Annotated in this window: 19 protein-coding genes; 5 read left to right on the top strand and 14 right to left on the bottom strand. The window is 70.1% G+C overall.

All coding sequences use genetic code 11. The annotated features are described in order from the left end of the window. Positions 1–130 precede the first annotated feature (130 nt). Genes MKK63_RS27895 through MKK63_RS27885 form a run of 3 tightly spaced genes read right to left on the bottom strand, consistent with a single transcriptional unit; the run spans position 131 to position 3,514 of the window. Positions 131–1,468 (bottom strand): LLM class flavin-dependent oxidoreductase, encoded by a 1,338-nt coding sequence (locus MKK63_RS27895; RefSeq protein WP_244007267.1) that lies wholly within the window; start codon positions 1,466–1,468, stop codon positions 131–133. Between the two features lie 14 nt (positions 1,469–1,482). After that, a complete protein-coding gene (locus MKK63_RS27890) occupies positions 1,483–2,535 on the bottom strand; it encodes an LLM class flavin-dependent oxidoreductase (RefSeq protein WP_244007265.1) in 1,053 nt (350 codons plus the stop codon). Positions 2,536–2,539: 4 nt separating this feature from the next. After that, entirely contained in the window at positions 2,540–3,514 is a 975-nt protein-coding gene (locus tag MKK63_RS27885) for an ABC transporter substrate-binding protein (RefSeq protein WP_244007263.1), read from the bottom strand. A gap of 514 nt (positions 3,515–4,028) precedes the next feature. On the opposite strand from MKK63_RS27885, the gene MKK63_RS27880 reads away from it, so the two are divergent. Continuing rightward, a complete protein-coding gene (locus MKK63_RS27880; protein ID WP_244007261.1) occupies positions 4,029–5,252 on the top strand; it encodes an acyl-CoA dehydrogenase family protein in 1,224 nt (407 codons plus the stop codon). 45 nt (positions 5,253–5,297) lie between these two features. On the opposite strand, the gene MKK63_RS27875 is transcribed toward MKK63_RS27880, so the two are convergent. The 9 genes from MKK63_RS27875 to MKK63_RS27835 form a co-directional block, all read right to left on the bottom strand. Beyond that, positions 5,298–5,906 carry a PAS domain-containing protein gene (locus MKK63_RS27875; RefSeq protein WP_244007259.1) on the bottom strand — a complete coding sequence of 203 codons (609 nt, stop codon included), beginning with the start codon at positions 5,904–5,906 and terminating at the stop codon, positions 5,298–5,300. A gap of 181 nt (positions 5,907–6,087) precedes the next feature. Next, the gene (locus MKK63_RS27870) at positions 6,088–12,339 is read right to left on the bottom strand and encodes an autotransporter outer membrane beta-barrel domain-containing protein (protein ID WP_244007257.1); all 6,252 of its coding nucleotides are present in this window, start codon (positions 12,337–12,339) and stop codon (positions 6,088–6,090) included. Positions 12,340–12,699: 360 nt separating this feature from the next. Next, complete coding sequence (locus MKK63_RS27865) at positions 12,700–13,968, bottom strand: MSMEG_0569 family flavin-dependent oxidoreductase (protein WP_244007255.1); 1,269 nt, start codon at positions 13,966–13,968, stop codon at positions 12,700–12,702. 38 nt (positions 13,969–14,006) lie between these two features. Then, positions 14,007–15,176 (bottom strand): MSMEG_0565 family glycosyltransferase, encoded by a 1,170-nt coding sequence (locus tag MKK63_RS27860; RefSeq protein WP_244007253.1) that lies wholly within the window; start codon positions 15,174–15,176, stop codon positions 14,007–14,009. Continuing rightward, positions 15,173–16,168: a sll0787 family AIR synthase-like protein gene (locus MKK63_RS27855; RefSeq protein WP_244007251.1), complete on the bottom strand. Its 996-nt coding sequence runs from the start codon at positions 16,166–16,168 to the stop codon at positions 15,173–15,175. The genes MKK63_RS27860 and MKK63_RS27855 overlap by 4 nt, the downstream gene beginning before the upstream one ends. Continuing rightward, the gene (locus MKK63_RS27850; protein ID WP_409564567.1) at positions 16,165–16,707 is read right to left on the bottom strand and encodes an MSMEG_0567/Sll0786 family nitrogen starvation N-acetyltransferase; all 543 of its coding nucleotides are present in this window, start codon (positions 16,705–16,707) and stop codon (positions 16,165–16,167) included. Before MKK63_RS27850 ends, MKK63_RS27855 begins: the two co-directional genes overlap by 4 nt. Beyond that, positions 16,707–17,807: an MSMEG_0568 family radical SAM protein gene (locus tag MKK63_RS27845; protein WP_244007298.1), complete on the bottom strand. Its 1,101-nt coding sequence runs from the start codon at positions 17,805–17,807 to the stop codon at positions 16,707–16,709. Before MKK63_RS27845 ends, MKK63_RS27850 begins: the two co-directional genes overlap by 1 nt. Then, positions 17,761–18,849, bottom strand: coding sequence for a Nit6803 family nitrilase (locus MKK63_RS27840; RefSeq protein ID WP_244007249.1), 1,089 nt, complete (start codon positions 18,847–18,849; stop codon positions 17,761–17,763). Before MKK63_RS27840 ends, MKK63_RS27845 begins: the two co-directional genes overlap by 47 nt. 77 nt (positions 18,850–18,926) lie before the next feature. After that, on the bottom strand, positions 18,927–19,409 hold the full coding sequence (locus tag MKK63_RS27835; RefSeq protein ID WP_244007247.1) for an MSMEG_0572/Sll0783 family nitrogen starvation response protein: 483 nt from the start codon (positions 19,407–19,409) through the stop codon (positions 18,927–18,929). Positions 19,410–19,759: 350 nt separating this feature from the next. On the opposite strand from MKK63_RS27835, the gene MKK63_RS27830 reads away from it, so the two are divergent. Then, complete coding sequence (locus MKK63_RS27830; RefSeq protein WP_244007245.1) at positions 19,760–21,199, top strand: PLP-dependent aminotransferase family protein; 1,440 nt, start codon at positions 19,760–19,762, stop codon at positions 21,197–21,199. 35 nt (positions 21,200–21,234) lie between these two features. Here the strand turns inward: MKK63_RS27830 and MKK63_RS27825 are convergent, their stop codons facing one another. After that, positions 21,235–21,582: a hypothetical protein gene (locus tag MKK63_RS27825; RefSeq protein ID WP_244007243.1), complete on the bottom strand. Its 348-nt coding sequence runs from the start codon at positions 21,580–21,582 to the stop codon at positions 21,235–21,237. A 938-nt stretch (positions 21,583–22,520) separates the two neighbouring features. Between MKK63_RS27825 and MKK63_RS27820 the strand changes: the two genes are divergently transcribed. From MKK63_RS27820 to MKK63_RS27810, 3 genes are all read left to right on the top strand, one after another. Continuing rightward, on the top strand, positions 22,521–22,778 hold the full coding sequence (locus tag MKK63_RS27820) for a hypothetical protein (RefSeq protein ID WP_244007242.1): 258 nt from the start codon (positions 22,521–22,523) through the stop codon (positions 22,776–22,778). A gap of 137 nt (positions 22,779–22,915) precedes the next feature. Beyond that, positions 22,916–23,092, top strand: a complete 177-nt coding sequence (locus tag MKK63_RS27815; RefSeq protein WP_244007240.1) for a hypothetical protein — start codon at positions 22,916–22,918, stop codon at positions 23,090–23,092. Positions 23,093–24,360: 1,268 nt separating this feature from the next. Beyond that, on the top strand, positions 24,361–24,576 hold the full coding sequence (locus MKK63_RS27810) for a hypothetical protein (protein ID WP_244007238.1): 216 nt from the start codon (positions 24,361–24,363) through the stop codon (positions 24,574–24,576). Positions 24,577–25,128: 552 nt separating this feature from the next. On the opposite strand, the gene MKK63_RS27805 is transcribed toward MKK63_RS27810, so the two are convergent. Beyond that, the gene (locus MKK63_RS27805; RefSeq protein ID WP_244004827.1) at positions 25,129–25,248 is read right to left on the bottom strand and encodes a sugar transferase; all 120 of its coding nucleotides are present in this window, start codon (positions 25,246–25,248) and stop codon (positions 25,129–25,131) included. Positions 25,249–25,267 lie beyond the last annotated feature (19 nt).

Below are 25,267 nucleotides of genomic sequence, written 5' to 3'. Positions count from 1 at the left end.
GCGGGGAGAGGGGTGCTCTGCGGGTATCATCGGCGCAGCGGGCTAAGCATGAATTCGCAAGCCCGCACATGAGAGAGAGCGCATCCCGCTCCATTAGGAGCTGGTGCCACAAAGATATGTTATCGCCCGATCAGGCGGACAGCGAAGCCCCACCGCTGGCATAGCGGCTCGGCGGCCGTGCCAGCCCGAGATGGTCGCGCAGGGTCGCGCCCGCGTAGTCGCGGCGGAACAGGCCGCGCCGCTGCAGGATTGGCACGACCGCGTCCACGAAGGTCTCCAGCCCGTCCGGCAGCACGTCGGGCATCAGGTTGAAGCCGTCCGCCGCGCCCGCCCGGAACCACGCCTCGATATCGTCGGCGATCGCCTCCGGGGTGCCCGCCATGATGCGGTGGCCGACGCCGCCGCCCAGCGCCCGCAGGAGCTGGCGCACCGTCAGACCCTCGCGCCGGGCGAGCGCGACCGTGCCCAGGAACATCGTGTGGTTGGCGTCCGCCGGCAGGGGCAGCGGGTCGGGCAAAGGCTTGTCGAGCTCGAGCCGCGTGGGGTCGATCCGCAGCGTCCCGGCGAGCCGGGCGAGGCTGTATTCCAGGGGCACGAGATCCCAGAGCTCGTCCTGCCGCCGCCGCGCCTCGGCCTCCGTGGAGCCGATCACCGTGGCGAGGCCGGGCAGGATCACCAGCGCGTCCGGCCCGCGCCCGTAGCGCGCCGCCCGCGCCCGCAGGTCCCGGGCATACGCCACCCCGTCCGCGATGGTCTGCGCGAGCGAGAACACCGCGTCCGCAGTGGCGGCGGCGAGTTCGCGCCCGTCCTCCGAGCCGCCCGCCTGGAAGGTCACCGGGCGCCCTTGCGGGCTGCGCGGCACCGTGAGCGGCCCTTCGACGGTGTAGTGCGCGCCGCGATGGTTCACCGCGTGCACCTTGGCGGGATCGATGAACCGGCCGCGCGCCGTGTCGCCGAGGAAGGCGTCGTCCTCCCAGCTGTCCCACAGGGCGTGGACGAGGTCGGTGAATTCCCGCGCCCGCGCATAGCGCGCGCCGTGCTCGGAGGCGCCCGCGAAGCCGAAATTGCGGCCCGCGGCGGCGTCCGCGGTGGTCACCACGTTCCAGCCCACCCGGCCCCGGCTCACGAGGTCGAGGCTCGCGAAGCGGCGGGCGAGGTTGAACGGCGCGTTGTAGGTGGTCGAGGCGGTGGCCACGAGGCCGACATGGCGCGTCACCGCCGCGATGCTCGCCAGCACCACCGTGGGTTCGAGGGCGTTGAACGGCCGGTAGTCGATCCGGTCGTTGATCGCCGGGGTGTCGGCCAGGAAGATCGCGTCGAGCTTGCCCCGCTCGGCGACGCGGGCGACGCGGATGAAGTGGTCGATGTCGATGAACGCGTCCGGCCGGCTCCCCGGCAGCCGCCACGCGGACGGGTAGACGCCGGAATGCAGCAGGTTGACGTTGAGATGCAGGGTGCGGCCGGTCATCGGTGGGCTCCGGGTCAGCGGACGCGCGGCAGAACCTGCCCGGCGAAGCGGCGCATCTCCGCCTCGAACGGCTGGAACTGCAGCATGAACAGGTCGATCCCGGCGGCGTGGAACGCGCGGATCCGCCCCGCTACGGTCTCGTAGCTGCCGACCAGCCCGGCCGCGGTGCCGCCGTTGGTGCCGACATGCCGCGTGGCCGCCGCGTCGGTCTTGGCGAACATCACGCTGGCCGTGTCGGTGCGGGCGCGGGTGTCGGCGCGCAGGTCCGCGTCGCGCTGCGCCAGGGCGAGGAGCCGCGCGTGCTCGGCCTGCGCCTCCGCGTCGGTGTCCCGGGCGATCACGAAGACCGAGAGGCCGTAGCGCAGCGGGCCGTTGGCCGCGGGCCGCCGCGCCACGTCGGCGATCAGCGCCGCGACGTCGGCGAGCGGCTGGCCGTTGATGAACCAGACATCGGCGTGGTCGGCCGCCAGCGCCCGGGCGGGCTCCGACTCGCCGCCGACATAGAGGGTCGGCCTGGGCCGGACGGTACCGGCGGGGCGAAGCTGGTAATCCGCGACCTGGAAATGCGCGCCCGCGAAAGTGACCCGCTCGCCGCGCATCAGCCGGTCCACGAGGCCGATCCATTCCCGCCCGTAGGCGTAGCGATCGTCATGGGCGGGGAAGGGGAGGCCGGCCCGCTCGAACTCGGCGCGGTTCCAGGCATTCACGAGGTTCAGGGCGAAGCGGCCGCCGCTGATGTGCTCGATCTGCAGCGCCATCTTGGCGAGCACCACCGGATGGTAGAGCCCCGGCTTGATCGCTGCGATGATCTCGATCCGCCGGGTCAGCGCCGCGAGCGCCGCCGCGGCGGTCCAGGCCTCCAGCTGGTCCCGCTCGGCGTCGTAGGGGTTCATCGTGTGCTGCGCGACCAGCACGGACTCGAAGCCCAGGGCCTCGGCCTCCAGCACCAGGGCGCGGTTGCGCGCCCAGCTGGCGTCGTCCGGCTCGTCGGGATCGTGGTGCGCGGCCCGGGAGCCGTGGACGGCCGCCCAGATGCCGAAGCGGGGCGCGGTGACGGGGCCGGCCATCGGCTCAGCCCCGCCCGGCCGGCGGCTGCCAGATCGGCACGGCGGTGGCGTCGATCCGGCGGGGGATGAGCTTGGCCTCGTGGAACACGTCGGCGATGGCCTGCTGCTCGCCGAGCTGGCCGCGCTCCACCGGCTCGACCGCGTAGGTGCGGCGGCTGTTGGCTGCGGCCACGACGGGCGGCGGCAGATCGCCCCAGATCGGGGCCAGGAGCGCCACGGCCGCCTCCGGGTTCGCCCGCATCCAGGCGCCGGCCTCGACCAGCGACCGGTAGATCGTGGACACCACCTCCGGCTGGGCGGCGACGAAGCTGTCGTTGGCGAGGTAGTAGCGGTGGTAGCTCGTCAGCCCGGCGGCGTCGGCGATGACCCGCACCGGGCGCTTGGCCTCCGCGAAGGCGAGGAACGGGTCCCAGATCGACCACGCGTCGAGGCTGCCCTGCTCGAAGGCGGCCGCGCCCTCGGGGGCCTGGAGATAGGCCGGCTTGATGTCGGCGAAGGTCAGCCCGGCACGCTTGAGCGCGGCGGCCAGCACGTAGTGGCTGCCCGAGCCTCGGGACACGCCGACCGTGCGGCCCTTGAGGTCCGCCACCGTGCGGACCGGCGAGTCCGCGGGCACGATGATCGCCTCGGCGGCGGGTGCGCCGCGCTCGCGGGCGTAGAAGGTCAAGGGCGCCCGGGTCGCCTGCGTGAAGATCGGCACCGCGTCGGCGACGTCGGCGTGGATGTCGACCGCGCCCGCCGTCATCGGCTCGATCACACGGGTGAACAGGTGCCAGCTCGGCGCGAAGCCCAGCGGCGCGAGGCGCTCGGCCAGCGTGCCCTTCACCTTCAGCACGGTGAACAGCACCGAGGAGCGCTGCAGACTGATCTTCACCTCGCGCGGCGCCGCGTGCACGGAAGGCGCGCCGAGCGCCACGGCGGCGGCTCCGCCGAAGCCGGCGCGCAGGAGCCGGCGCCGGGACAGGGTTTCGTCGGTCATCGGGCGCTCGGGGGGCATCGGGTCAGGTGGGATGAGGAGCCGGAGACGTGGGCTCGGCGCTGAGTCGGCGAAGCTTTTCGCCTCATCGCGACCGCCTCCATTGGTGGCCGAGGTCGATTCCCGGATCAAGGAAACGGTTTTTCGATCTTTCCGCCGCTCGTGGAAGTCGATCCTGCATCGGATCGTAACGGCAGCGATGCTGTTCCGATCGGAAGCGGACAACGTGCGCCGACAATGATCGCGCGTGCCCCGGATGAGCCAGCGTCATCGGTGCTGCAACCGGAAACGACTGCGCCGAACACGGGAAACCGTTTTTCTCCTCACCCCGCCGCGCGCAAGATGAAAGTATTCCGATGGCCTCTACGGAGAAACGACGCTTCCAAAGGCGTGACCGAACGCCGGTTCGCTCTTGAGATCGGAAAAGAACTTCGCGATTCCATGGGTCTGCCCATCGGGCGGGCTTGGAATTGGCCGCGCTTGGAATTGGGCGGGCTTGGAATTGGGAATTTGTGCCATGTCGCAGACGGAAGCGGGCTGGGGCGCGGGTCCAAGCGCGCGCTACGAGGCGCTGGCCGAGCGCTTCCGCCCGGTCTTTGCCGAGATCCGGGCCACCGCGGCGGAGCGGGATCGCACCCGCGGCCTGCCCCATGCCGAGATCGGCTGGCTGCGGGAGGCGCATTTCACGACCCTGCGGCTCGCCGAGGCGGAGGGCGGCCACGGCGCCAGCCTGCCCGAATTGTTCGCCCTGCTGATCGAGCTGTCGAGCGCCGATTCCAACGTCACCAACGCGCTGCGGGCGCATTTCGGCTTCACCGAGGACGCGCTCTGCTCGTCGTCGCCCGCATGGCGCGCCGCCTGGATCGCGCGAATCGCCGCCGGGGCGACGATCGGCAGCGGCGTCTCGGAGACCGGCCCCGCCAAGGTCGGTGCGTTCGACACGCTGGTGCGCCACCGGGACGGGCACCCCGTGGTCGACGGCCGGAAATTCTACACCACCGGCTCTTTGTTTGCCGACTACATCCACCTCGCGGCCGAGGATGAATCCGGGGCGGCCGTGACCGCGGCGGTGCCGGTGCGGGCCCCCGGCGTGACCATCGTGGACGATTGGGACGGGTTCGGGCAGGCGCTGACCGCCAGCGGCACCGCGACCTTCGCGGGCGTCGTGCTCGATCCGGACCTGATCAAGCCGGATGCCCCCCGCTTCCCCTACGCGATGGCGTATTTCCAGCTCGTGCACCTCGCCACGCTGGCCGGCATCGGCCGGGCGGCCGCCGAGGACGTGGCCCGGCTGGTGGCCGAGCGCACGCGGGTCTACAGCCACGGCAATGCCGGGCGCACCGCGGACGATCCGCAGATCCAGGCGGTGGTCGGCCGGGTCCGGGGCAACGCCTACGCGGCCGGCGCCATCGTGCTGAAGGCCGCCGAAGCGCTCGAACGGGCCTACGCGGCGCACCAGGCCGGGGACGGCCCGGCGGCCGACCGGGCCGCGACGCTCGCCGATGTCGAGGTCAACCAGGCGGTGAGCGTGGTGACCGATCTCGTGCTGCAGGCGACGACGACGCTGTTCGACGCCCTCGGCGCCTCCGCGGTGAAGGCCGGGCTCGCGCTCGACCGCCACTGGCGCAACGCGCGGACCATCGCGTCCCACAATCCCCGGATCTACCGGGACCGGATCGTCGGCGCCTTCGCCATCACGGGCGCGACGCCGCCCCGGCAATACCGGGTCGGCACGGCGTGACGCTTCGGGGCCGGGCGGCCGATCCGGTCAATGCAGGTGGGCCGGTCAATGCAGGTGGGCGAGCCGGCCGCGCACCTGCGCGCGGGCGAGGCAGAAGCCGAGTTCCATCAGCAGCGCCTCCGTCAGGGCCACAGCCTTCGGCTCCCCCAGATCCTTGAGGGTGCGGTAGCTCGCCAGAACGAGGTCCACGACCTGCTCCAGCGGCGGCGTCGCCTGGGAGATCCTTGAGGCGACGAGCGGATCGTCGCAGGCGTCGCTCTGCGTGATGTCCACCACGATGCCGCGGCCCGCCACCACGGTGCCGGTCTCGTCCGGATCGAACTTCCCGCGGGCCAGGATCCGGCGCATCTGGCCGTCGGCCGAGCAGACCCGGTGCTCGGCGATGAACCACCCGCCGACCTCCGCGCATCCGAGGATGTGCTCCATGACGTGGGCGCGGTCATCCGGATGGACGCCGTTGTTGAAGGTCTCGAACGGGATGCCCGCCGCGCCGAACTCGGGTGTGAAGCCGAACAGCTGGGCCACGATGGGATCGGCCATCACGACGCCCCGGCGCACGTCGATCTGCCAGCGGCCCACAGCATCGGCATCGTCGAGAACGGCCTGCAGCTCCTCGTGGCCCGGATGGGCGCTCACGCCTCCCGACATTCGCATCGGCTCGATTCCCCCCCAAATCAGTCTGATTTCAACTAGAGATAGCACACGACCAAATTGTGGTCACATCAAGCAGTCAATCGGCCGCCCGATCGCATGCGAATGGGTCTCGGCGCGTCTTCAGGGGCTTCGTCACCGCGGCAAGACCATCGTGGATGCGGTTTCAGGCCGCACCCAAGTATCAGAAGCGCAATTGCAGGCGCGCGGTCCCGGATTGCGCGACGAAGTTGTCGCCGACCTGTGCCTGATACTCGCCCGTCACCTCCACGCCGTTGCCGAGACTGATCTGAAGCCCCAGCCCGGCTTCGCCGAGGCGGTCGGGGATCGACGAGTCCGTCGCGAACCGCCCGAGCGCGCCGGTGCCCTGGAAGCTCGCCCGGCCGGTGAAGTGGTCGTCCGACAGGACCATCATGCCCAGCGTGCCGTAGGGCCGGATCCAGCGCCCGCCCTCCAGATCGATCCGACCGCCGATCTCCACGTTCGGGCTGAACGCCACGAGCGTCTTGGCCAGGGGGCGGACGTCGAGGTTGAAATCCCCCGCGCCCGACTCGGAATAGGCCGGGCTGTAGCTGTAGAGCAGGTCGAGATCCGCGTAGGGCTTGATGTACCAGTCGCCGAACAGGACCTGATAGCTCGCCCGCAGGCGCCCGCCGGCGCTGAGGATCTCGGACCGGCTGCGCGCCGTGGCGCGGGCCCCCGCGAAGTCGATCAGGCGCTTGTTGTCGGCCCAGGCGTAGCCGACGTTGGCCGAGGCCGCGAACAGCCAGGGGCCGACCTGATGCTTGAGCGCGGCCGAGACGTCGCCGGCATCGCTCGTCGTGCCGGTGATCCGGTCGGGATCGCTCTGGATCGCGCGGGTGTAGGCGCCGGTCAGGCCGAAGAACCAATCCGGCGCGAACTCGGTCTGGAGGCCGGTCTGGTAGCTCAGGGCGTTCTGGTGATAGCCGCCGTCGTCGGGGGTCGAGAAGTACCGCGTGTTGGTGCCGGTGATGCGGCCCCAGACGCACTCGCCTTCGCGCAGCAGCGTGCCGGTGCCCACGAAGGCGGGGCAGCTCATGGCCCGCTGCAGGCCCTTGCGGGTGTCGAGCGTCCGGTCGGTCAGCGTGTCCTGGTTGGATTCGGGCTTCAGCTCGTCGAGCGCGGCGGCATAGCCCTTCTGGCTGTCGACCGACAGGAAGCGGGCGTAGAGGTTGCCGAGCCGCGTGGTGTTGCCGTCCCAGGCATCCTGCAGGCCCTGCGCGACGTTGCGCTGGTCGGTGGTGAGCGTGATCCCCACCGGCGTCGTGAAATGCGCCTGCGGGCTGAGCGCGACGGCATCGGCGGTCGAGGCCAGCGCCCACGAGATCGGAACCGCGCCGGAATGCAGGACGCTGTCGGTCGTGGTGGCGGTGACGGCCTGGACCTGCCCGGCCCTCAGGAAGGTGTAGCGCCCCGGCAGCAGGCCGCTGACGATGTGGGGCTCGACCACGCCGCCCAGGGTCGCGGTGCCGCTGACCGTCAGGAGGTCGTTGCGCGGCGCGCCCGCCGGCGCCAGCGGCGCGATGTCGACCAGCAGGCGGCCGGCCGCATTCTGCACGAAGTTGCCGGTGACGGTCGCCTGCGCCACCGTGCCGACGCCACCGATATCGAGGATCGCGCCGTTGCGCAGCAGCCCGTCGCGGCCCAGCGCGACGATGCCTTCCGGACCCGTGCGCAGGATCGCCGACGCCGTGCCGTCGAACCCGTTGTCGAACACGACGCGCCCGGCCTGCCCGCCGCCGGTCACGTCGATATCGCCGGTCACGGTGCCGCGGTTGGTGATCGTGCCGGTGGTGAAGGCGCCGGTGATCGCGCGGCCCGAGGCCGCGCCGACCACGCCGCCCTGTTCGATGGCGATCCGGTTGTCGCGGCCGCCCTCGACGCGCAACGCCGCGCCGGTGCCGCTGCCGCCGGTGACGAGGCCGTCCACCCGGATGACGATCCGGCCGCCGCGGCCCGGGTCGGGCTCGAGGCTGCCGTCGGTGCGCTGGACGCCCGACTGGGCGTAGATCGCGTGGGCATCCAGGCCCGACGCGATGATCGATCCGGACGCGTCGATGGTGATGGCGCCGCCGTTTCCGGTCACGGCGCGGCTGCGCACGGGATCCGTCGCCGTCTCGCCCGACAGGCCGACGAGCAGGCCGCCGCCGCCGCCGAGGCTCTGCGCGAAGAGGCCGTGGGATTCCGTGCCGGTGGTGCGGATCACGGAGCCCTTCTCCAGGGCGACCGCGATCGTCCCGCCGTCGCCGCGGCCGCCGTCCCGCAGCGCGTAGGGAATCGCGTAGCCCATCGCCTGATGGGCGCCGCCGTAGCCGCCACCGCCGCCGATCGATTGCAGCAGCAGGGCCGGCGCGGCGTCGCCGGTGGTCGAGACCTGCGCGCTTGAACCTATCCTGACCTGGATCGTGCCGCCGTCACCCGCGGCGCCGCCCGAGCCGCCCAGCCCGAACGTGTACCGGTGGCCGCCCGGCCCCGCCGCCACGGAGGCGAGACCGCCGCCGCCGCCGATGCTCTGGGCCAGGATGCCGACGGCGCCGAAGCCGCTGGTGGCGACCGTGCCGTCCTGCACGATCTTCAAGAAACCGCCATCGCCCGCCACGGCGCCGGAGCCGCCGAGCGTCAGGCTGCCCGATTTCGCCGAGACGGAGGCGGGATCCTCCGGCGGCGCGATTTGCACGATGTCGAGCGCCGCGAGCAGCGCGTTCGCCAGCGCCCTGGCGTCGCTCCCGGAGCCGTCCGTCTTCCCGTCCGAAGTCCCGGACTCGGCCGCCGCATCGTCGCCGGCCGGCGCGGCGAAGCTGCCGCCACCGCCGCCGATGCTCTGGGCGACCAGGGCATGCGCCTCGATCCCGGTCGTCGTCACGGTGCCGCGGTTCTCCACCGTGACGGCGCCGCCCTGCGCCCCGGACCCGCCGCTGCCACCGACGTTCAGGTTGAGGGTGATCCCCTTGCCGGCCATGCTGTTGACGCTCGCCCCGACGCCGGTGCCGCCGCCGCCGCCGATGCTCTGCGCGGAGAGGCCGTAGGCGGCGTCACCCTGCGTGGCGACCGTGCCGGCGTTGATGATCCCGACGAAGCCGCCCTGATTGCCCGTGCCGCCCGAACCGCCGACCGTCGCCGTGAGGTTGGTCCGGTTGGTGGCCTCGGCGAAGGACACGCCCCCCTGGCCGCCGCCGCCGCCGATGCTCTGCGCCATGATCCCGTGCGCGGAGGCGCCGAAGGTGGTGATCGTCCCGAGGTTCTTGACGTTGACCTCGCCGCCGGTGCCGCCGTTCGCTCCGTCGCCCCCGAGGGCCAGGGTCGCCGAGACGTCGGGCAGTTTGGTCGCGGTCTTCTTCTGCGCCTCCAGATAGGACCCGATGTTGGTCGCGTAGGATTTCAGCGCCTTGGCGAAATCCGAGTTCTTCAGCGTGTCGGCGAGGCCCTTGTAGGTGTCGCTCGACTTGATGTCCTTGAGGAACTGGTCGAGGGCCTTCTTGTCGTCCGCGTTGGCCTTGTCGGCGGCCCATTTCTGGTAGGCCTCGACGCCGATCGCCTGCTTGATCTGCTGCCAGATCTCGCCCACGGCATCGGGCGAGACCTCGGTCCCGGCCGCGAGGCTGCCGCCCGTGCCGCCGCCCCCGCCGATGCTCTGGGCCAGGATGCCGTGCGCGCCGGCGCCCGCGGTCGTGATCGTGCCGGCCGCGTCGTTGGTGACGGTCACGGACCCGCCCGTGCTGCCGGTCCCGCCGGTCCCGCCGAGCTTTCGGGTGATCGTGAGCTTGCCCGTGGCGGTGCTCGACACATCGCCGCCATTGCCGCCGCCGCCGCCGATGCTCTGGGCCTGGATGCCGGTGGCGTTCGAGCCGCCGGTCGCGATCGCGCCTTCGTTCGTCACCCCGACGAGGCCGCCGCGATTGCCGGTGCCGCCCGAGCCGCCGACGGTGTCGGTCACCGTCAGGGTATCGGCGATCGGGAGCTTGCCGACGATGTCGTTGAGGGTCTTATCGAAGGAGATCCCGGAGGTCGCGATCGCGGAGGCCGGGCCGGCATTGCCGCCGCCACCGCCGACACTGAGGGCCAGGACGCCGATCGCGGCGTCGCCCCCGGTGGTGACGCGGCCCGCCTGCGTGACGGAGACCTCGCCACCGCTGCCGCCGCCGCCGCCGGTCCCGCCGCTCTGGTCGCGGTTCTTCCCGCCGATGCCCCGGGTGATGGCGATGTTCTGGCGCAGGCTCAGGGTGTTGGTCGTCGCGGTCGCGCCGCCGCCGGAGCCGCCGCCGCCGCCGATGCTCACGGCTTCGATGCCGGACGCGCTATCGCCGGAGGTCCGCACGGTGCCGTTGTTGGTGACGCGGGCGCTGCCGCCGTTGCCGCCGCCGCCGCCCGTGCCGCCGAGGGTCGTGGTGGCCGCCACGGCCATCTGCCCCGGCGGTGCGACGGCCAGCGCGTAGGCCGCCGCGTCGCCGCCGATGCCGCCGCCGCCGCCGACGCTGAGGGCGCGCAGGCCGGCCGCCCCGTCGCCATAGGTGGTGACCGCGCCGCCGTTGGTGATGCGCGCCGTACCGCCCGCGCCGCCATCCCCGCCGGACCCGCCGATCGCGGTGGAGAACGCGAAGCTCGGCAGCGTGTTGCCGGTCGGTGTCACGAAGGGCAACGCGATCGCCGTCGCGTCGGCGAGACCGCCCACGCCGCCGCCGCCGCCGATGCTGAGCGCCGTGAGACCGTCGGCGCCGAGCCCGAGGGTCGTCACGGTGGTCGTGCTCTCGATGGCGGCGGTGCCGCCCTGTCCGCCCCGGCCGCCGCTCCCGCCGATCGCCCAGGAGGCCGCGAGCGCGAAGCCCACGGCCTTGCTCTTGGCGTCCCCGCCGGCGCCGCCGCCGCCGCCGATGCTCTGGACCAGGACGCCCGTCGCGCCGTCGCCGCCGGTCTCGATCGTACCGCCGAGGCCGGTGAACGTGGCGAGGGCGCCATCGCCCCCGCCCCCGCCGCTGCCGCTGCCGCCGAGGCCGACCGCGATGAACGCGCCCGCCGTGAAGGCGCGCCCGCCGCTGCCGCCGCTGCCGCCGATGCTCTGGACCAGGGCCCCGTAGGCGGCCTCGCCGCTCGTGGCGATCCGGCCGCCGGCGTTGATGATCTCGGCGGTGCCGCCGAAGCCCCCCGTTCCGCCGGTGCCGCCGCTGGAGAACCACAGCGTCTCGCCCCCGGCACCGCCGCCCTTCGTCGTGGACGGCACGGCGAGCGGCGAGAGGGGCAGGGCCGCATCGGCGCTGCCGCCGCCGATGCTCTGGGCGACCAGGCCGATCGCCCCCGTGCCCGCGGTCGTCACGGTGCCGCTGTTGGTCAGCGTCACCGATCCGCCCGTGGCGGCATCGCCGCCGGTGCCGCCGCCGAAGACGCCGCCGCCGCCCTTGCCGCCGGGGCCGCCGACCGATTGCGCCACGACGCCCAGGGCGTACTCGCCCTGCGTGACGACCGTGCCGCGCTGGGTCACCGTGACGGTGCCGCCGTCCCCACCCCGGGCGCCGTCGCGTCCGCCGGAATCGCCCTGGTCTCCGCCCCGGCCGCCGACACTCTGGACGAGGGCGCCGAAGGCGTAGTCGCCGGCCGTCCGGATCGTCCCGGCCATGTCGAGCTTCGCGAGCGCGCCCGCACCCCCCTGGGTCACCTGGGGTTTGCTGTAGGCGGTGCCCATCCGTGCGCGGTCACCGCCCGCGCCGCCGAGGGATTCGACGATCACCGCGGTGGCACCGACGCCGTCGGTGCCGACCCGGCCGGAGGGCGTCACCGTGAGCGAGGCCGCGCCGCCGGCCCCGCCCGTCCTGAACGCGGTCTGGTCGGCGGCCGTGCCCCCCGAACCGGCGTCACCCCCGGTTGCGCTGACCCGCACGGCCAGGAAGGCCTGCCCCACGGTCGAGACCGCGGACGACAGGGTCAGGGCGACCGGGCCGGCATCGCCGCCGCCGCCGAAATTCGTCAGGGCGTCACCGCCTGGTCCGCCCATGGAATAGACCCAGAATCGGGGCGCCGGCCTGAACGCCGCCTGCCCGGCCGGGTCGGTCTGGTCGCCCTGCCCGGTCACGTCCTCCGACAGCAGCACCGACACGGCGCCGCCACGACCGCCCTTGGCGCCGAAGACCGAACCCGTGCCGTAATCGTCGCCCCGTCCGCCGCGCCCGCCCTGCGAGCCGATCTGGATCGTCGCCGCGGGGTCACGCCCGGCGGCTGCGGTATCGACATCGATCAGGCTCAGGTCGCCGCCATCCCCGCCGGGCGTCGCCGGGGTGTTCCGCTGGAGGATGAAGACTTTCCCGTCCTGGCCATTCGCGCCGGTGACCACCTGGGGCTGGGGGCGCTCGGCGGCGCGCGCCGGCCCGGCGAGGCCCTGCAGGGCGATCAGGCTGACCGTCGCCAGAAGCCATGCGGAGGGCCGCATCCGCCCGTCGAGGATCCCGAGGGACCGTACAACTCGCGAGCACGACATCGGCCATACGCCCCTTACCCGCCAGGGCCCGTACGGAACGGCAAGGGCATGGCGGAACCACAAGGATCTGCAGCGGTTTCAGCCGCGTCGCACCGATCCGAGTTCGGCGCAGCGCAGCAATGCGCAGCGTCTAGTAAATTTACCCTTTCCTGAAAAGGCAAATCGACAGCTGAGGCTGCGGAATCGCCAGTATTGATATTGGAAAGACAGTAATTTTAAATGTCAGATATTTTGGTGTCCTCCTAAGTTCGCTCGGGCCGCGCGCAAATCGTGATTCGCTGAAAACAAGATCTCGGCGCGCGACGATCGACCTCAGACCGCGACCCTCATGGCCGCGTCCCCGGTGCCGAGGCGCGCCGCGATGACCTGCGCGAGGTATTCGGCATCGCGGCCGACCGCACCGAAGCGGCCCGAGCCCCAGGTGTTCAGCCAGGGCAGGCCGATGAAGGAGATGCCGGCCTCGGCGGTCACGCCGCGCCGGTGCTTGGGATGGCCCGCGCCGTTGAACACGGAGGCGTCGAGCCACCGGAAATCCGGCGTGAAGCCGATGCACCAGAGGATGCTGGTGATGCCGGAGCCTTCGAGGGGGAGCGCGGTGACGGGCGGGCCCGGCTCCCAGACGGGGGTGTAGGGCGCCTGCGTCGGCGCCGCGATGCCGGCCTTGGCGATGTGCGTGTCGATGGCCGCGTTGATGCTGTTGTAGGTCCGGTCGGCCTGATCGAGCGAGCGCTTGAGATTGTCGCGGAAGCGGAAGGCTCCGTCGGCGTAATCCTCCAGCACACCGTAGAGCTGCATGCCCTGGGTCGCGAAGCGGCGCAGATCGATGTCGCGGCCCCCGTCGCGCCCGGTCACGTAGTGGTTGGTGTTGTCGCGGACGCCGTCGCGCAGCGGGTGGTTCTCGACGGTCATGTCGTAATAGCCCATGTCGGCGAGCCATGTGACGACGTCGCGGCCACGGTAGAAGCGGGCGCAGCGGGGCGCATCGCCCACCGCCAGATGCACTTGGCGCCCGGCAAGGTGCAGATCCTCCGCGATCTGCGCGCCCGATTGCCCGGAGCCCACGACCAGCACGGCGCCGTCCGGCAGCTGGGCCGGATTGCGGTACTGGTTGGAATGGATCTGTGTGATGGTGCCCGGCAGCCTCTCGGCCATGCGCGGAATGATCGGGGTGTGGTAGCCGCCCGCGGCGACGACGATCTCGTCGGCCGTGTAGTCCCCATCCGAGGTCTGCACCGCGAACAGGCCGTCGTCCCGCCGCGCCACGCGCGTCACCGCGACGCCTTCGCGGATCGGCGGCTTCACCTTCGCCACGAAGGCCTGGAGATAGGCGACGATCTCGTCCTTCTTCATGAACCCGTCCGGGTCCGGCCCGTCGTAAGGGTGCCCCGGCAGGTCGCATTGCCAGTTCGGCGTGACGAGGCAGAACGTGTCCCAGCGCTGCGTCGCCCAGGTGTGGGCGGCTGTGTGCTTCTCGAACACGCGGTGGTCGATGCCGCGCTGCGTGAGGTGGTGGCTGACCGAGAGGCCGGCCTGACCGCCGCCCACGATGACGACGGGACTGTGAGGGATCGGGGCGGTCATGGCGCTAACTCCTGCGCGGGTTCGGGCGGATGGGCTGTTCAGGCGGGGATCGGCGTCCGCCGGGCGCAGGCCCGGTAGGTCGCGTCGTGGCGCTCGGCGCAGGCGCGCCAGGACAGGGCGGCGGCGCGCCCGCGGCCGGCCGCCCGCAGCCTGGCCCGGGTCTGCGGCAACAGGGCCGCCGCCATGGCGTCAGCGAGGGCGTCCGGGTCGGCGGGATCGACGAACAGCGCGTCGGCCGGCGCCAGATACGCGGTGAACGGCGGTCGGTCGGAGACGATCGCGGGGGTGCCGCACGCCATGGCCTCCAGCACGCACAGGCCGAACCCCTCGGTCCACGAGGGGAAGGCCAGGAGATCCGCGGCCCGGTAGAGCGCCGGCATCTCGGCCTGCGGGACGGGGCCCGTCTCGATGACCGCCGCGCCCCGGCCGACCGTGAGCCCCTCGGAATCCAAGGCGGCTTGGCAGCGGGCGCGGTAAGCCGCATGGTCGAGGAGTGAGGCACCCCCGGCGATGACGAGCTGCGCTTGTCGGTGGCGGGCCCGCAGCCGGACGAAACCCGCGATGATGCCCAGCGTGTTCTTGCGCGCTTCGAAGCCGCCGACGCTCAGGACCACAGGCCCCGGGCCGAGCCCCCAGCGCTCGCGCAGGGCGGCATCCACCCCGGTCGGCGCGTTGCCATAGACCGACAGATCGACCCCGTTCCCGACGATCTCGGCTTTCGCGCCGATCTCGTTCCGGATCCAGTCCGCCCAGAGGCGGCTGACGCAGAGCAGGCGCTGGGCCTCGCGGATCGAACGCGCCTGCCAGTCGGCCAGCACCGGGTCGGCGAAGTGATCGACATGGTGGACGGTGCGCACGAAGCCTGGGATCAGGCGCCGGTGCGTCAGGTTTGCCAGCGCGTTGCCGCCGATCCCGTCATGAGCGTGAAACACTTCGAAATCGCGGGCCGCCGCGACTTCGAAGTGGCGCAGGTAGTCGTCGATGCGGGCGCGCACGAGATCGACTGTCGAGCCAGCGACCGGTTGGGCCGCCACCGCCACGGTGGGGCAGGCCGTCGCCCGGAAGAAGCCGCGTCCGGACGGGTCGGGGGCGTGGACCAAGGCCTCGTGGCCCAGCGCGCACAGGGCCTCGGCCAGCGCCAGACAATGCGCGACGCCGCCCCGCGGGTTGGTGGAATGGGTCAGGATGGCGATGCGCAGGGTTCTCACGGGGCAGCCCCCGGGTCGTCCCGGCCGCAGCCGATCAGCGGGCCGGCCGCGAAATCCCAGACCACGGCCTCGGCCCCCACGGAATCCCGCACCCGGGCGACCCGGCTGGCGTCGAGATGCCCGATCGGGGCGGTCGCGATGCCGCGCTCGGCGAAGCGCGCGGTGACGGCCGGCGTCCGGTCGGGGCGGACGCTCACGAGGTAGCCGAAGCTCGGGAAGGCCGTCAGCCAGCGCGCCAGCGGGACGTCGGCGGGGCGCGGGATCGCATCGAGGTCGATGGTGCCGCCGACACCCGAGCATTCGAGCAGCATCAGCGCCGTGCCGACGATGCCCGCCATGCTGATGTCCTTGGCGGCGCGGGCCAGGCCATCCTCGGCAAGGCCCGGCAGCAGGGCCAGGTCGCCGCGCAGCCGGTCCCCCGGCGCGCCGGTCGAGGCGTCCCAGTAGGGGTGCGGCTCGCGGAAACGTCCGCGCAGGTCGATGGCGGCGATGAGGTCGTCGCCAGGCGCGGCGTCGAAGCTCGTCAGGAGGCGCGGACCCGCTCGCCCCAGCACGGCGACCGCCAAATTGCCGGTGGCCGCACGGGTGTTGGTGTGGCCGCCCACCACCGGCACGCCGTAGAGCGCTGCCGCATCCGACAGGCCGGCCAGGATCGGGTCCGCGGCCCCGGCATCCCGGCTCCACAGGGCGTCGACCACCGCGATCGGGCGCCCGCCCATGGCCGCGACGTCGCTGAGGTTGACCATGATCCCGCAATAGCCCGCGAAATATGGATCCTCGGCCACAAAGCCGTCGAGGAAGCCCTCGATGGCCAGCAGCAGGTGTCCGTCGCCGTCGGGGATCGCCGCGCAATCGTCGCCGACCGGGATCGCGGCGTGCCGACCCGCGAGACCGAGCCGCGCAACGACGGCGTCGATGTCGCGCTTGTGGCCGACCCCGCGGGCCTCGCGGATGTGGCGGGCGAGCGCCTGGATGTCGGGGGCGGTGCTCACGCGGCCCTGCGCAGCGTGATGAGGCCGTGCTCGGGATCGTGCATCGGCGGGTAGGCCGCGAGGTCGGCTTCCATCAGGCGATGCGGGCGTCCGTGGAGGTCCAGCGCGTCGAGGCTCGTCCAGTGCAGACTCTCGAACAGTGCGGCATTCGCCTCTTGCACATGCGCGAGGAAGCGGGTGCAGCCCCTGGCATGGGCTGCCGAGACCGCGACCCGGATGAGACCGGTGCCGAGCGCGGCTGCGCTCCGGAACGGTTTGGCGACCGCGAGGCGCGAGCCCCACCACTCGCCGGGCCGCTCCGGCACCGCATGGATGCGCACGGTGCCGACCACGGCATCGGCCTCGCCGCCGAGCGTCGAGAGGGCGCAGATCGGTATGGCGTGGGCGTCGACCGCATCCCGGTCATCACCGGAGAACAGGCCCTGCTCGGCGCAGAAGACCTGGCGGCGCAGAGCCGCGCAGGCGCGACGCTCCCAGCACGCAATCGCTAATTTCACGTGAAAACTATTGGGCCGGTAGGGTGGAACGGGGTCGAACATCAGGCTGCCCCCGTCCGCTCGTAGGCGGAGAGCGCCGAGCAGGCGCCGCAGCGCCCGCAGCCGGCCTTGATGTCGGTGGAACGCAGGTTTGCGGTGGCCAGCATCTCCGCGAGGGGCTTCAGGATGGCGTGCATGAAATCGGGCCCGGGGGCCGGGTGGCTCTCCAGCGGCGTGCCGGAGATCGGCACGAACGGCACCACGAACGGGTAGACGCCCATCCCGATCAGGCGCTCGGCCATCGCCAGGACTGCCTCCGGCGTATCACCGAGGCCGGCGAGGATGTAGGTCGAGACCTGGCCGCGGCCGAAGACTGGGACGGCGGCCGTGAAGGCGTCGAAGTAGCGTTCCAGCGGCACGCTGGCCTTGCCGGGCATGATGCGGGCGCGGACCTCGGGGGTGACGGCCTCGAGATGCATGCCGAGCGCATCGATGCCCGAGGCCTTCATCCGCTCGAACCAGCGGTCGTCGTCGGGGGGCTCGCACTGGGCCTGGATCGGCAGATCGACGGCGGCCTTCACCGCGAAGGCGCTCTCGCACAGGATCGCGGCGCCGCGGTCGGTGGCGTTCGGCGTGCCGGTGGTCATCACCATGTGCTTGACCCCGTCGAGCAGCACCGCGGCGCGGGCGACCTCGGCGAGTTGCTCCGGCGTCTTGCGCGCCACGGTGCGTCCGGCCGCCAGCGACTGGCCGATCGCGCAGAACTGGCAGGTCTTGGTGCGGCTCGCGTACCGGATGCAGGTCTGCAGCACTGTGGTGGCGAGGACGTCGCGCCCGTGCAGCACGGCGATCTTGGAGTAGGGCACGCCGTCGAAGGTCGAGAGCCCGTAGAAACGCGGTTTGCCCGGGAAGGTGGCGCGTCCGATCACGACGCCCTCGTGCTCGATCACCGCGATCCCGTCCGCATCCGGCCGGCGCACGAGGAAGGGCGAGTCGAAGGCGGTCTCGGTGTGGACCGGCACCATCACGGTGCGGCCCGCGATGGTCATGGCCTTGTGGTCCGAGGGGCCGGCACCGCCGCGGCGGCTCGGGGCCCCGGCGCGGCTGTCGGCCAGCCTAACGCCGTAGGATTGCAACGCGTTGATCAGGCGCTCCGTCGGCATCCCGATCAGGCCCGTCGTGACCGGCGCCGTGGGGGACAGACTCGTCGGAAGCGGGCTGCTGCTCATGGTCGAGGCTCCGGGGGGCGGGCTGCGAACGGGCTGGCGGGTGGACGAACGCGGCCGGGCGGTCGTCGTGGAAGAGGCTGAGAAGCTCGGGCCGGGCGTAGTGGCCGACCGAGTCCATCATCCGCTTGCGCTTGGTCACCAGCGCGAGGTCCATGTCGGCGATCAGGATGCCCTCGCCGGGCCCAAGCGGATCGGCGAGGTGCTTGCCCTCGGGCGACACGATGGCGGTGCAATTGCCACCCTGGCAGGCGCCGCGCAGGCGCTCGTCCGGACAGACCTGCGCTACCTGCGCGTCGGTGAGCCAGCCGGTGGCGTTGACCACGAAGCAGGCCGCCTCCAGGGCATGGTGGCGGATCGTGACCTCCATTTGGTCGGCAAAGATCTGGCCGACCAGCGAGCCCGGGAATTGCGCGGCGTGGATCTCCTCGTGGCGCGCCATCAGGGCGTAGCGGGCGAGCGGGTTGTAGTGCTCCCAGCAGGCCAGCGCTCCGACCCGGCCGACGGCCGTCTCGACGACGGTGAGGCCGGCACCATCGCCCTGACCCCAGATCATGCGCTCGTGGTAGGTCGGGGTGATCTTGCGGCGCTTCAGCTTCAGCGCCCCGTCGGAATCGAAGATCAGCTGCGCGTTGTAGAGCGAGCCGTGGTCGCGCTCGTTGACGCCGAGCACGATCACCACGCCGTGGCGGCGTGCGGCGGCCGAGACCGCCTGGGTCACCGGCCCCGGCACCGCCACCGCGCGCTCGTAGAGCTTCAGGTGCTCCGCCCCCTGCAGCGCGGGCGGCAGGACGAAGGAGAAGTAGGGGTAGTAGGGCACAAAGGTCTCGGGGAAGACCATAAAGTGCGCGCCCTTGGCGGCGGCTTCGTCGATGGCGTTGAGCACGCGCTCCAGAGTGCCCTCCGGCCGGTCGAGGTCCGGCGCGATCTGGACGGCAGCCGCGCGTACGATTCGGGTCTCTGGCCGGCACTCTGACATGGATGATCCTCCGGCTGGACCAGCGGCTGCGCGGCTTGCGCGACCGCCGGGTACGAGCGTCAGACGGTCCAGGCGACTCAAACGGTCCAGGTGTCGATGATCACCGCGTTGTCGCGCTTGTGCAGGAGCATGCAGTCGAGCACGTCGAGGGGATTGATCATGCGGATGCCCTCGATGAAGGCGGCCTCGCCGTGGCCGTACAGGGCCTGGGTCGAGAACCGGCAGGCATAGACCTTGCCGCCCTCGGCCATGAACTTCTCGAGCTGGTTGTTGAAGTTGAGGTGGCCCGGGAAGGCCTCGTCACCCAGCCGCGGAAAGCCACGCTGGACGCCGAGCGTGATGCCCGGCCCGTAGAGCAGAATCGAGGTCTCGAAGCCTTTCCGCTGCAGGCGCGTGGCCTGGAGCAGGTTGACGAGGCCGATCGAGCCTTCGAACGCAACGGTGTGGAAGGTCACGAGCGCTTTCTGGCCCGGCTCGGCCTTCACATCCTCGAAGACCTTCTCCTCATAATCGACCAGAAAGTCGCCCTTCTTGTGGGGGTCGCGGTTCACGGCAGGCATTGCACACGCTCCTCGATGGGTTGGACCGCGGCAGAGGGGGGCTGCGTGCGATCGAATCCCGTAATGGCAAGCGACGTGCCAGCTCAGAGCGATCAACAGTCCATGCAATGCGCCGATCAGAAATACATACAAAGGCGCGATCAATGCAGCGCAAATGATTGTTGGTCGATCGCTCAATCAAGCAGCATGCTGTGCGCCTAGAGTGCCCATGGACTGCTTGCTGCCGCGTCAGAGATTGTATGAATTGTATGGATCCATGCTACGATATGCAGGAGCGCGCGCACGGTATGGTGCTTGCAAGCCATACAATCAGGCATTGATCGCATCTTGATGGCCTGGGCGCGGAACCGATGAAGCCGACGGAGCAGGAGGGGTGGCCGGACAGCCGAACCGGCGCGGCGGATGCTTGGACGCCCGACCTCAAGCGCTGGGGCAAGCCCCATTATCTGGCCATCGCGGAGGCCCTGGCGGACGACATCCGGACGGGACGCCTCGGCCCGGGCCTGCGCCTGCCGACGCAGCGCGCCCTGGCAGAGGCGATCGGCCTGAACTTCACCACCGTGTCCCGCGGCTATGTGGAGGCGCACAAGCGCGGCCTGATCGAGGGGCGCGTCGGCCAGGGGACCTTCGTGGTCGATCCGGCGGGCGCGGCCCGGCCGAGCGGGGCCGCCCGGGCGCCCCGGGTCGGGCCGGTCGACTTCACCATGAACCTGCCGCCTGAGCCCGATCAGCCGGCCCTGCAGGCCCGCATGCGGTCGTCGTTCGCGGAGCTGTCCGGGGATCTCACCAACCTGCTGCGCTACCAGGGCTTTGGCGGGACCGACGACGACAAGGCGGCGGCCCTGCGCTGGCTGAGGGGCCGCGGGATCGTGGCGACCCGGGAGCGCCTGCTGATCTGCCCGGGCGGGCACAGCGCCCTGTTCGGCGTGCTGGGGCAGGTCGCCCAGGCGGGGGACACGATCTGCGCCGAGCGCATCACCTATCCGGGCATCCGGACGCTGGCGGCACATCGGGGCCTGCGCCTCGTCGGCCTGCCGATGGATCGACACGGGATCGACCCCGACGCCTTCGCGGCCGCCTGCACCAAGGCCGCTCCGAGGGCGCTCTATCTCAATCCGCTGCTGCAGAACCCGACCACCGCGACCCTGTCGCGGTCGCGGCGCGAGGCGATCATCGCGGTGGCGCGCCGGTATGCCGTAACCATCATCGAGGATGATGCCTACGCGCGCATCTGCCCGACGCCCCCGCCGAGCTTCGCGGAACTCGCCCCCGAGATTACCTATTACGTGGCCGGCCTCGCCAAGTGCCTGGGCGCTGGCCTGCGCCTCGCCTACCTCGTCGCCCCGAGCGCCCGGGCCGCCCTGCCGCTCGGCGGCGCCCTGCGAGCTGCCACCGTCATGGCCTCGCCGATCGCGACGGCGCTGACGACGCGCTGGATCAACGATGGGACCGCGGAGGCGATCGTGCAGTTCGTGCGCTCGGAATCGGCCGCCCGCCAGCGCCTCGCGGCGGCGCTGCTTCCGCCCGAGACCTACACGGCCGATCCGCACGCCTTCCATGCGTGGATTACCCTGCCGGCGGGCTGGACCCGCTCGGCCTTCGCCAGCCAGGGGCGGTCCGCCGGCCTCGGCGTCGTCGGCAGCGATCCGTTCTGCGTGACGGGCACGCCCCCGGAGGCGGTCCGCCTCTGCCTCGGCGGGCCCTCGACCCGGCAGCAGATCACGAACGGCCTGGAGATGCTCGCCCACGCGCTGGAGGGCTCACCGGCGCTGGCTTCAAGCTACATCTGATCCCCGGGTGCCGTGCGCGTCACGGTCGATCCCATCTATTCGATCACGGGCGCCTGTGCCGGGTCCAAGATCACCGGCTCGTCGGGGACGTTGGGTCGGCCGGACCGATCGTCCGAGTCCGGGCGGGGGTGCTTCTGGGCGGTACACCCGACACAGGTCCAGCGCATCGCGAGGGCGTTGCCGGCCTCCGCTTTGCGGAAGCTGAAACCGTGGGCCTTCCGCACCGCCCCGGATGTGGTCGTCTTGGGCGCGGCCTTCCTGGAGGCGGTCTCGGGACCGGTCCTGAACGGGGTCGTCCTGGACGTGACCGTGGGGGCGGTCGTCACAGCGGCCGGGAAGGGTGCCCGACCGTCCTGCGCGTGCAGGGAGCTATGGAGCAGCATCGTTCCAAGCACAATCATGAGCGGCCGAGCGCCTCTGATCATTGATTACCCCATGTTCGAATCATGCCGGGCACGGTGGTGTGGGCCGGATCGCTGTCGCAAGCGTCCGGCCATCGGCCCGACCCGCGGAGCGGGGCATACGCAGGGCGCAGACGCGCGTTGCAGAGCTCGCGCACCGGCTTCCCACCGCCCTATGGCTGGACCCGTGCTCGGTCGCATAGCCATCGACCACGGCTCTGCGGCTTTGTTTTGACGTGATCTCGGCCAGACCGGTCTCGGCTCGTGCGGAGCGTGCCTTACCGCGCCATCACGTTTCGCTCGCGGGCGGCCATCGCCGGGTTGCTGGTCGACGTCCCGAACCGGGCGGACGTGGAGGAGGCGTGCACAGGGCCGGCCCTCCGGCTTGGACCGGACCCGCACCCCGCGCAGATCGAGCCGAGCGCGCGCCGGGCGAGGGCTTCCGTGCGGGCAAAGGCAGCGGCAGGAGACAATCTCGCGCGTAACGTCGCGCCGCTGGCCATCCGGGTCACATCGGCAGCCGGCCGCACCTGGGAGGGATTGGCCAGCGCGGTGCCGAGGCTCGCGACGGCAATGCAGGCGGGGAGGGCAATCCGCAGGGCGGATCGTGCGAGACGGAGATCGGTCGGGCCCCCCCGTCGGGGACACAGGGTCTTGGTCCGAGCCAAAAGTGTTCCGCTCTGAACAGCCATCGCGTCCCTCCGTTCCTGGACCATTCGGTCTCTGCAAGGGATGGTCCGGAATCGGCTATGCGCTCTGACGGGGCTGCAGCGCGTCGCCCTCCTCGGCCGCAGGCCGGGACGCACGGCACGCACGCGGCTCATCACAGCCGCTCGATCACACGGCGCTCCGGGGTTCGCCGCATCGACATAGGATCCCGGATATGCGTAGTTCACGCCCGGTTGAAACCGGAAGGCTCGATGGCGGAAACAGCTCACGTCACTCTCCAAATCCAGGAAAGAGGGCGAAAAGCAAAATCCGGCGTGATCCAGCTGCGCGACGCATCGATCGTTGCCTGTCTGTGCGTGATCGCAGCAGTTCTTATTGCTGCTGCGACGGCGTACTTGGCCCTGAACAAGGTCTGGCCAGCCCTTGCGCCTGTCCGTGTTCATGAGCGACTGCGTGTCTGGTCACGCTTCAGTCTGCTCGCAATCCAAGAGATCCGCTCCTGGCGCTGAACCCTAGCGTTCTGCCGGATTTACCTAAGTAGATTCCGCTGGTGAAGTTTTGAGTTTCCTTTATCAATCAAAAATATTTCGATTTAGGTTGAAGCAAGTCCTGCCCTGAAGCCAGATTTCGTTTCGGTTCTATAGAGATGGGCAGTGACGAGAAGCCGTTGAGCATCCCAGAGAAGACCAGCAGACCGCGCTATCGAAGCCCGACAGAGTGGCTGTCGGTCGGTGTGTTGGCCGCCGCCACGCTGGCCGTGATCGGCGCTTGGGGCTATGCCGCATGGTGGATCGGGTCGACAGTGTTGAACTGGATAGAGTGACGCGTCCGTCCTTGTTTCTGCAAACTGGTTAGCCGGCGTTTTAGAAAGCCAACTTAGCAAGCCAACTTGGCAAGTCAGCCCGGCAAGGCTGACGATGCGCAGGGCTGCGATCACGGTCCCGAGGGTGACGGCGACGGGCGGGGCGTGTCGTCCAAGTTTGCGTCTCGCGATCAGTTCCTGATGATCATGCGGGGTTTCGGCGGCCCCCCGATCGCAAGCCTCGATATCGATCGAGGCTATCCGTCCCTCACGGCGTTCCGGCGCATGCGCGTTTTTCGGTCTGATGTCCCGTGGAGCGCGCGGGCCCGAGCAGGATGGGGCCTCGCCTTCAGACGTCCCGGTCTCGGGCGCCACAACGCGGGAACGTGGTTAAGTCCTGCCTGCGAGCGTCGTTCCGATCCAAGCACCGCCCAAGTGAGGCCACAGGGCCCATCGATGTGACGCGACGTAGTTCTCACGTCTAGCCTCGGTGAACGCCGATCATCCTTTGTCTATCAATCAATCATGGAATTAGAGAATTTTATTCAAGCTCTTCGATTAAAACATATCTTTTGAGGTCATGAAGATTCATTTTAGCCTTCAAGGAAATCTATTGGCTTGCCAGGATGTGCAGATTTTCGAGATCTCATGACGTCAGAAAATTGCTTAATCGGGCGACTGCGTAAAAACACATCCTTGTGGTCTCCGACACGTCGTGCAAAATCCGGATGTCGTTGATCAAGATGACTCGAGAAATGGGAAGCGGAATGGATCTTCCTTGAGATTGCGAATTGAAATCAATAGACGCGTTGACGAAAGCTGATTGTCCGATCGCCGTGCTCAACCTGCGGATAGGACAGATGGCCTGAACGCCCCATCGCGTTTCGACGCCGGGTCGGCGACGACCGCGCCGCGCCGCGCCCTGCAACAGATATAAGCGTGCCCGGCTCCAAGCCTTTGTCGGGACGTACTGTCTTGCGCCGAACCGGAGTTCACTTCGGCGCAAAGTGCTCTTGCATGCCGTTCCGGGCCGGCTGCGCATATCGATCGTTCAAGGCGGCGCCCTGCAGATCGTTCGATCCTCGACAAGTGACCAAGAAAGTTTAGATCAGGTTGTTCATATTGCGATTTGATAAAATATTATAGAGTATTTGAAACAGTAGCCCGTGTCGTTTGCGGTTCATGATGAAAGAGCAGGGTTGATCAAGGCAGCTTGACCCACGCGCTGTCGCGACGATCGTGCAGTGAGGGTCGTTGAAATCCATATCTGTCGTCAAGGGAACACTCAGATGATCGCTGTACTCATGCCCGCCGTGATCGGTGGCCTACTTGCCGTTATCGGGACTTGGCCCTGGTTTGGCCCTTACGCCATCCTGATCGGCTCCTTGGCAGCGGGTGGCCTGGCGATTTCGATCGGGTTTTTCCTGGCGTATCAGCGGAGTCGGTCGTCGTCCAAGCAACGCAGCCGCCTCGCGATCGCGCAAACGGAAATTCATCTGGGATGATCGACCCCGACGCGGCTCAACGCCTGCGCCAACCCGCGCTGTGTCTGAGCCTGGGGTCTTGAGCTGAAACGACCCGCGCGAGCCAAGTCGTGGATGTTGGCTCCAAGCCGGACCGATCGCGACCATCCAGGCGTGCGGCATCGTTCGCATCCGAGGTGCGCAGGCCGGCGCAGTGCAACAGACACGCAGATCCGACAGCGGGTGTTTCAAAGACCGCGGCCGCGCGATCGAGCCTAGAGAGGGGATCGCTCAGTTAGGAGACCGCAGTTAATGATAGCTTCAGCTTGGTGTGCGACTTGGTTTCTGTCCGTGCATGCTGCTTCGAGGCATCAGGACCACCACGGCAAACCGATCCATTGGGGGGCGCATGCTTGGCTGGGCCATCATGATGCTGGCATGCGTCGGTTACTTCCTGAATGAGGCGTTAAGCGCCCCGATCATTGAGGACGACGGATCGGACACCGTTCAAGCTCCCCGGCATGACCCGTCGGATCCGGCTCTGTCCGGGCTGACGGCCGCCCCGCAACACTTGCCGTCGCGCAGCGCATCGGATCAGTAGGCGTTGGAGCGGCCCGGGAGCACGTGAAGCGCCGTGGCGGCCAGGATCTTGAGATCCAAAGCGAAACTTTGGTTCTCAATGTACCACAGGTCGAACTCGACCCGGCGCTGCATGTCGGCCAGCTGCGGGGTG

The organism is Methylobacterium sp. J-088 (assembly GCF_022829295.1).
Lineage (GTDB): Bacteria > Pseudomonadota > Alphaproteobacteria > Rhizobiales > Beijerinckiaceae > Methylobacterium.
Note: the sequence above shows the minus strand (reverse complement) of the source record. Positions and strands in the feature narration are given on the sequence as shown.

What these genes read in the sequence shown, in the direction of transcription:
- MKK63_RS27895 (WP_244007267.1), bottom strand. Translation starts at nt 1,468, where the DNA reads ATGACCGGCCGCACCCTGCATCTCAACGTCAACCTGCTGCATTCCGGC.
- MKK63_RS27890 (WP_244007265.1), bottom strand. Translation starts at nt 2,535, where the DNA reads ATGGCCGGCCCCGTCACCGCGCCCCGCTTCGGCATCTGGGCGGCCGTC.
- MKK63_RS27885 (WP_244007263.1), bottom strand. Translation starts at nt 3,514, where the DNA reads ATGACCGACGAAACCCTGTCCCGGCGCCGGCTCCTGCGCGCCGGCTTC.
- MKK63_RS27880 (WP_244007261.1), top strand. Translation starts at nt 4,029, where the DNA reads ATGTCGCAGACGGAAGCGGGCTGGGGCGCGGGTCCAAGCGCGCGCTAC.
- MKK63_RS27875 (WP_244007259.1), bottom strand. Translation starts at nt 5,906, where the DNA reads ATGCGAATGTCGGGAGGCGTGAGCGCCCATCCGGGCCACGAGGAGCTG.
- MKK63_RS27870 (WP_244007257.1), bottom strand. Translation starts at nt 12,339, where the DNA reads ATGCGGCCCTCCGCATGGCTTCTGGCGACGGTCAGCCTGATCGCCCTG.
- MKK63_RS27865 (WP_244007255.1), bottom strand. Translation starts at nt 13,968, where the DNA reads ATGACCGCCCCGATCCCTCACAGTCCCGTCGTCATCGTGGGCGGCGGT.
- MKK63_RS27850 (WP_409564567.1), bottom strand. Translation starts at nt 16,707, where the DNA reads ATGTTCGACCCCGTTCCACCCTACCGGCCCAATAGTTTTCACGTGAAA.
- MKK63_RS27845 (WP_244007298.1), bottom strand. Translation starts at nt 17,807, where the DNA reads ATGCCGACGGAGCGCCTGATCAACGCGTTGCAATCCTACGGCGTTAGG.
- MKK63_RS27840 (WP_244007249.1), bottom strand. Translation starts at nt 18,849, where the DNA reads ATGTCAGAGTGCCGGCCAGAGACCCGAATCGTACGCGCGGCTGCCGTC.
- MKK63_RS27835 (WP_244007247.1), bottom strand. Translation starts at nt 19,409, where the DNA reads ATGCCTGCCGTGAACCGCGACCCCCACAAGAAGGGCGACTTTCTGGTC.
- MKK63_RS27830 (WP_244007245.1), top strand. Translation starts at nt 19,760, where the DNA reads ATGAAGCCGACGGAGCAGGAGGGGTGGCCGGACAGCCGAACCGGCGCG.
- MKK63_RS27825 (WP_244007243.1), bottom strand. Translation starts at nt 21,582, where the DNA reads ATGCTGCTCCATAGCTCCCTGCACGCGCAGGACGGTCGGGCACCCTTC.
- MKK63_RS27820 (WP_244007242.1), top strand. Translation starts at nt 22,521, where the DNA reads ATGGCGGAAACAGCTCACGTCACTCTCCAAATCCAGGAAAGAGGGCGA.
- MKK63_RS27815 (WP_244007240.1), top strand. Translation starts at nt 22,916, where the DNA reads ATGGGCAGTGACGAGAAGCCGTTGAGCATCCCAGAGAAGACCAGCAGA.
- MKK63_RS27810 (WP_244007238.1), top strand. Translation starts at nt 24,361, where the DNA reads ATGATCGCTGTACTCATGCCCGCCGTGATCGGTGGCCTACTTGCCGTT.
- MKK63_RS27805 (WP_244004827.1), bottom strand. Translation starts at nt 25,248, where the DNA reads ATGCAGCGCCGGGTCGAGTTCGACCTGTGGTACATTGAGAACCAAAGT.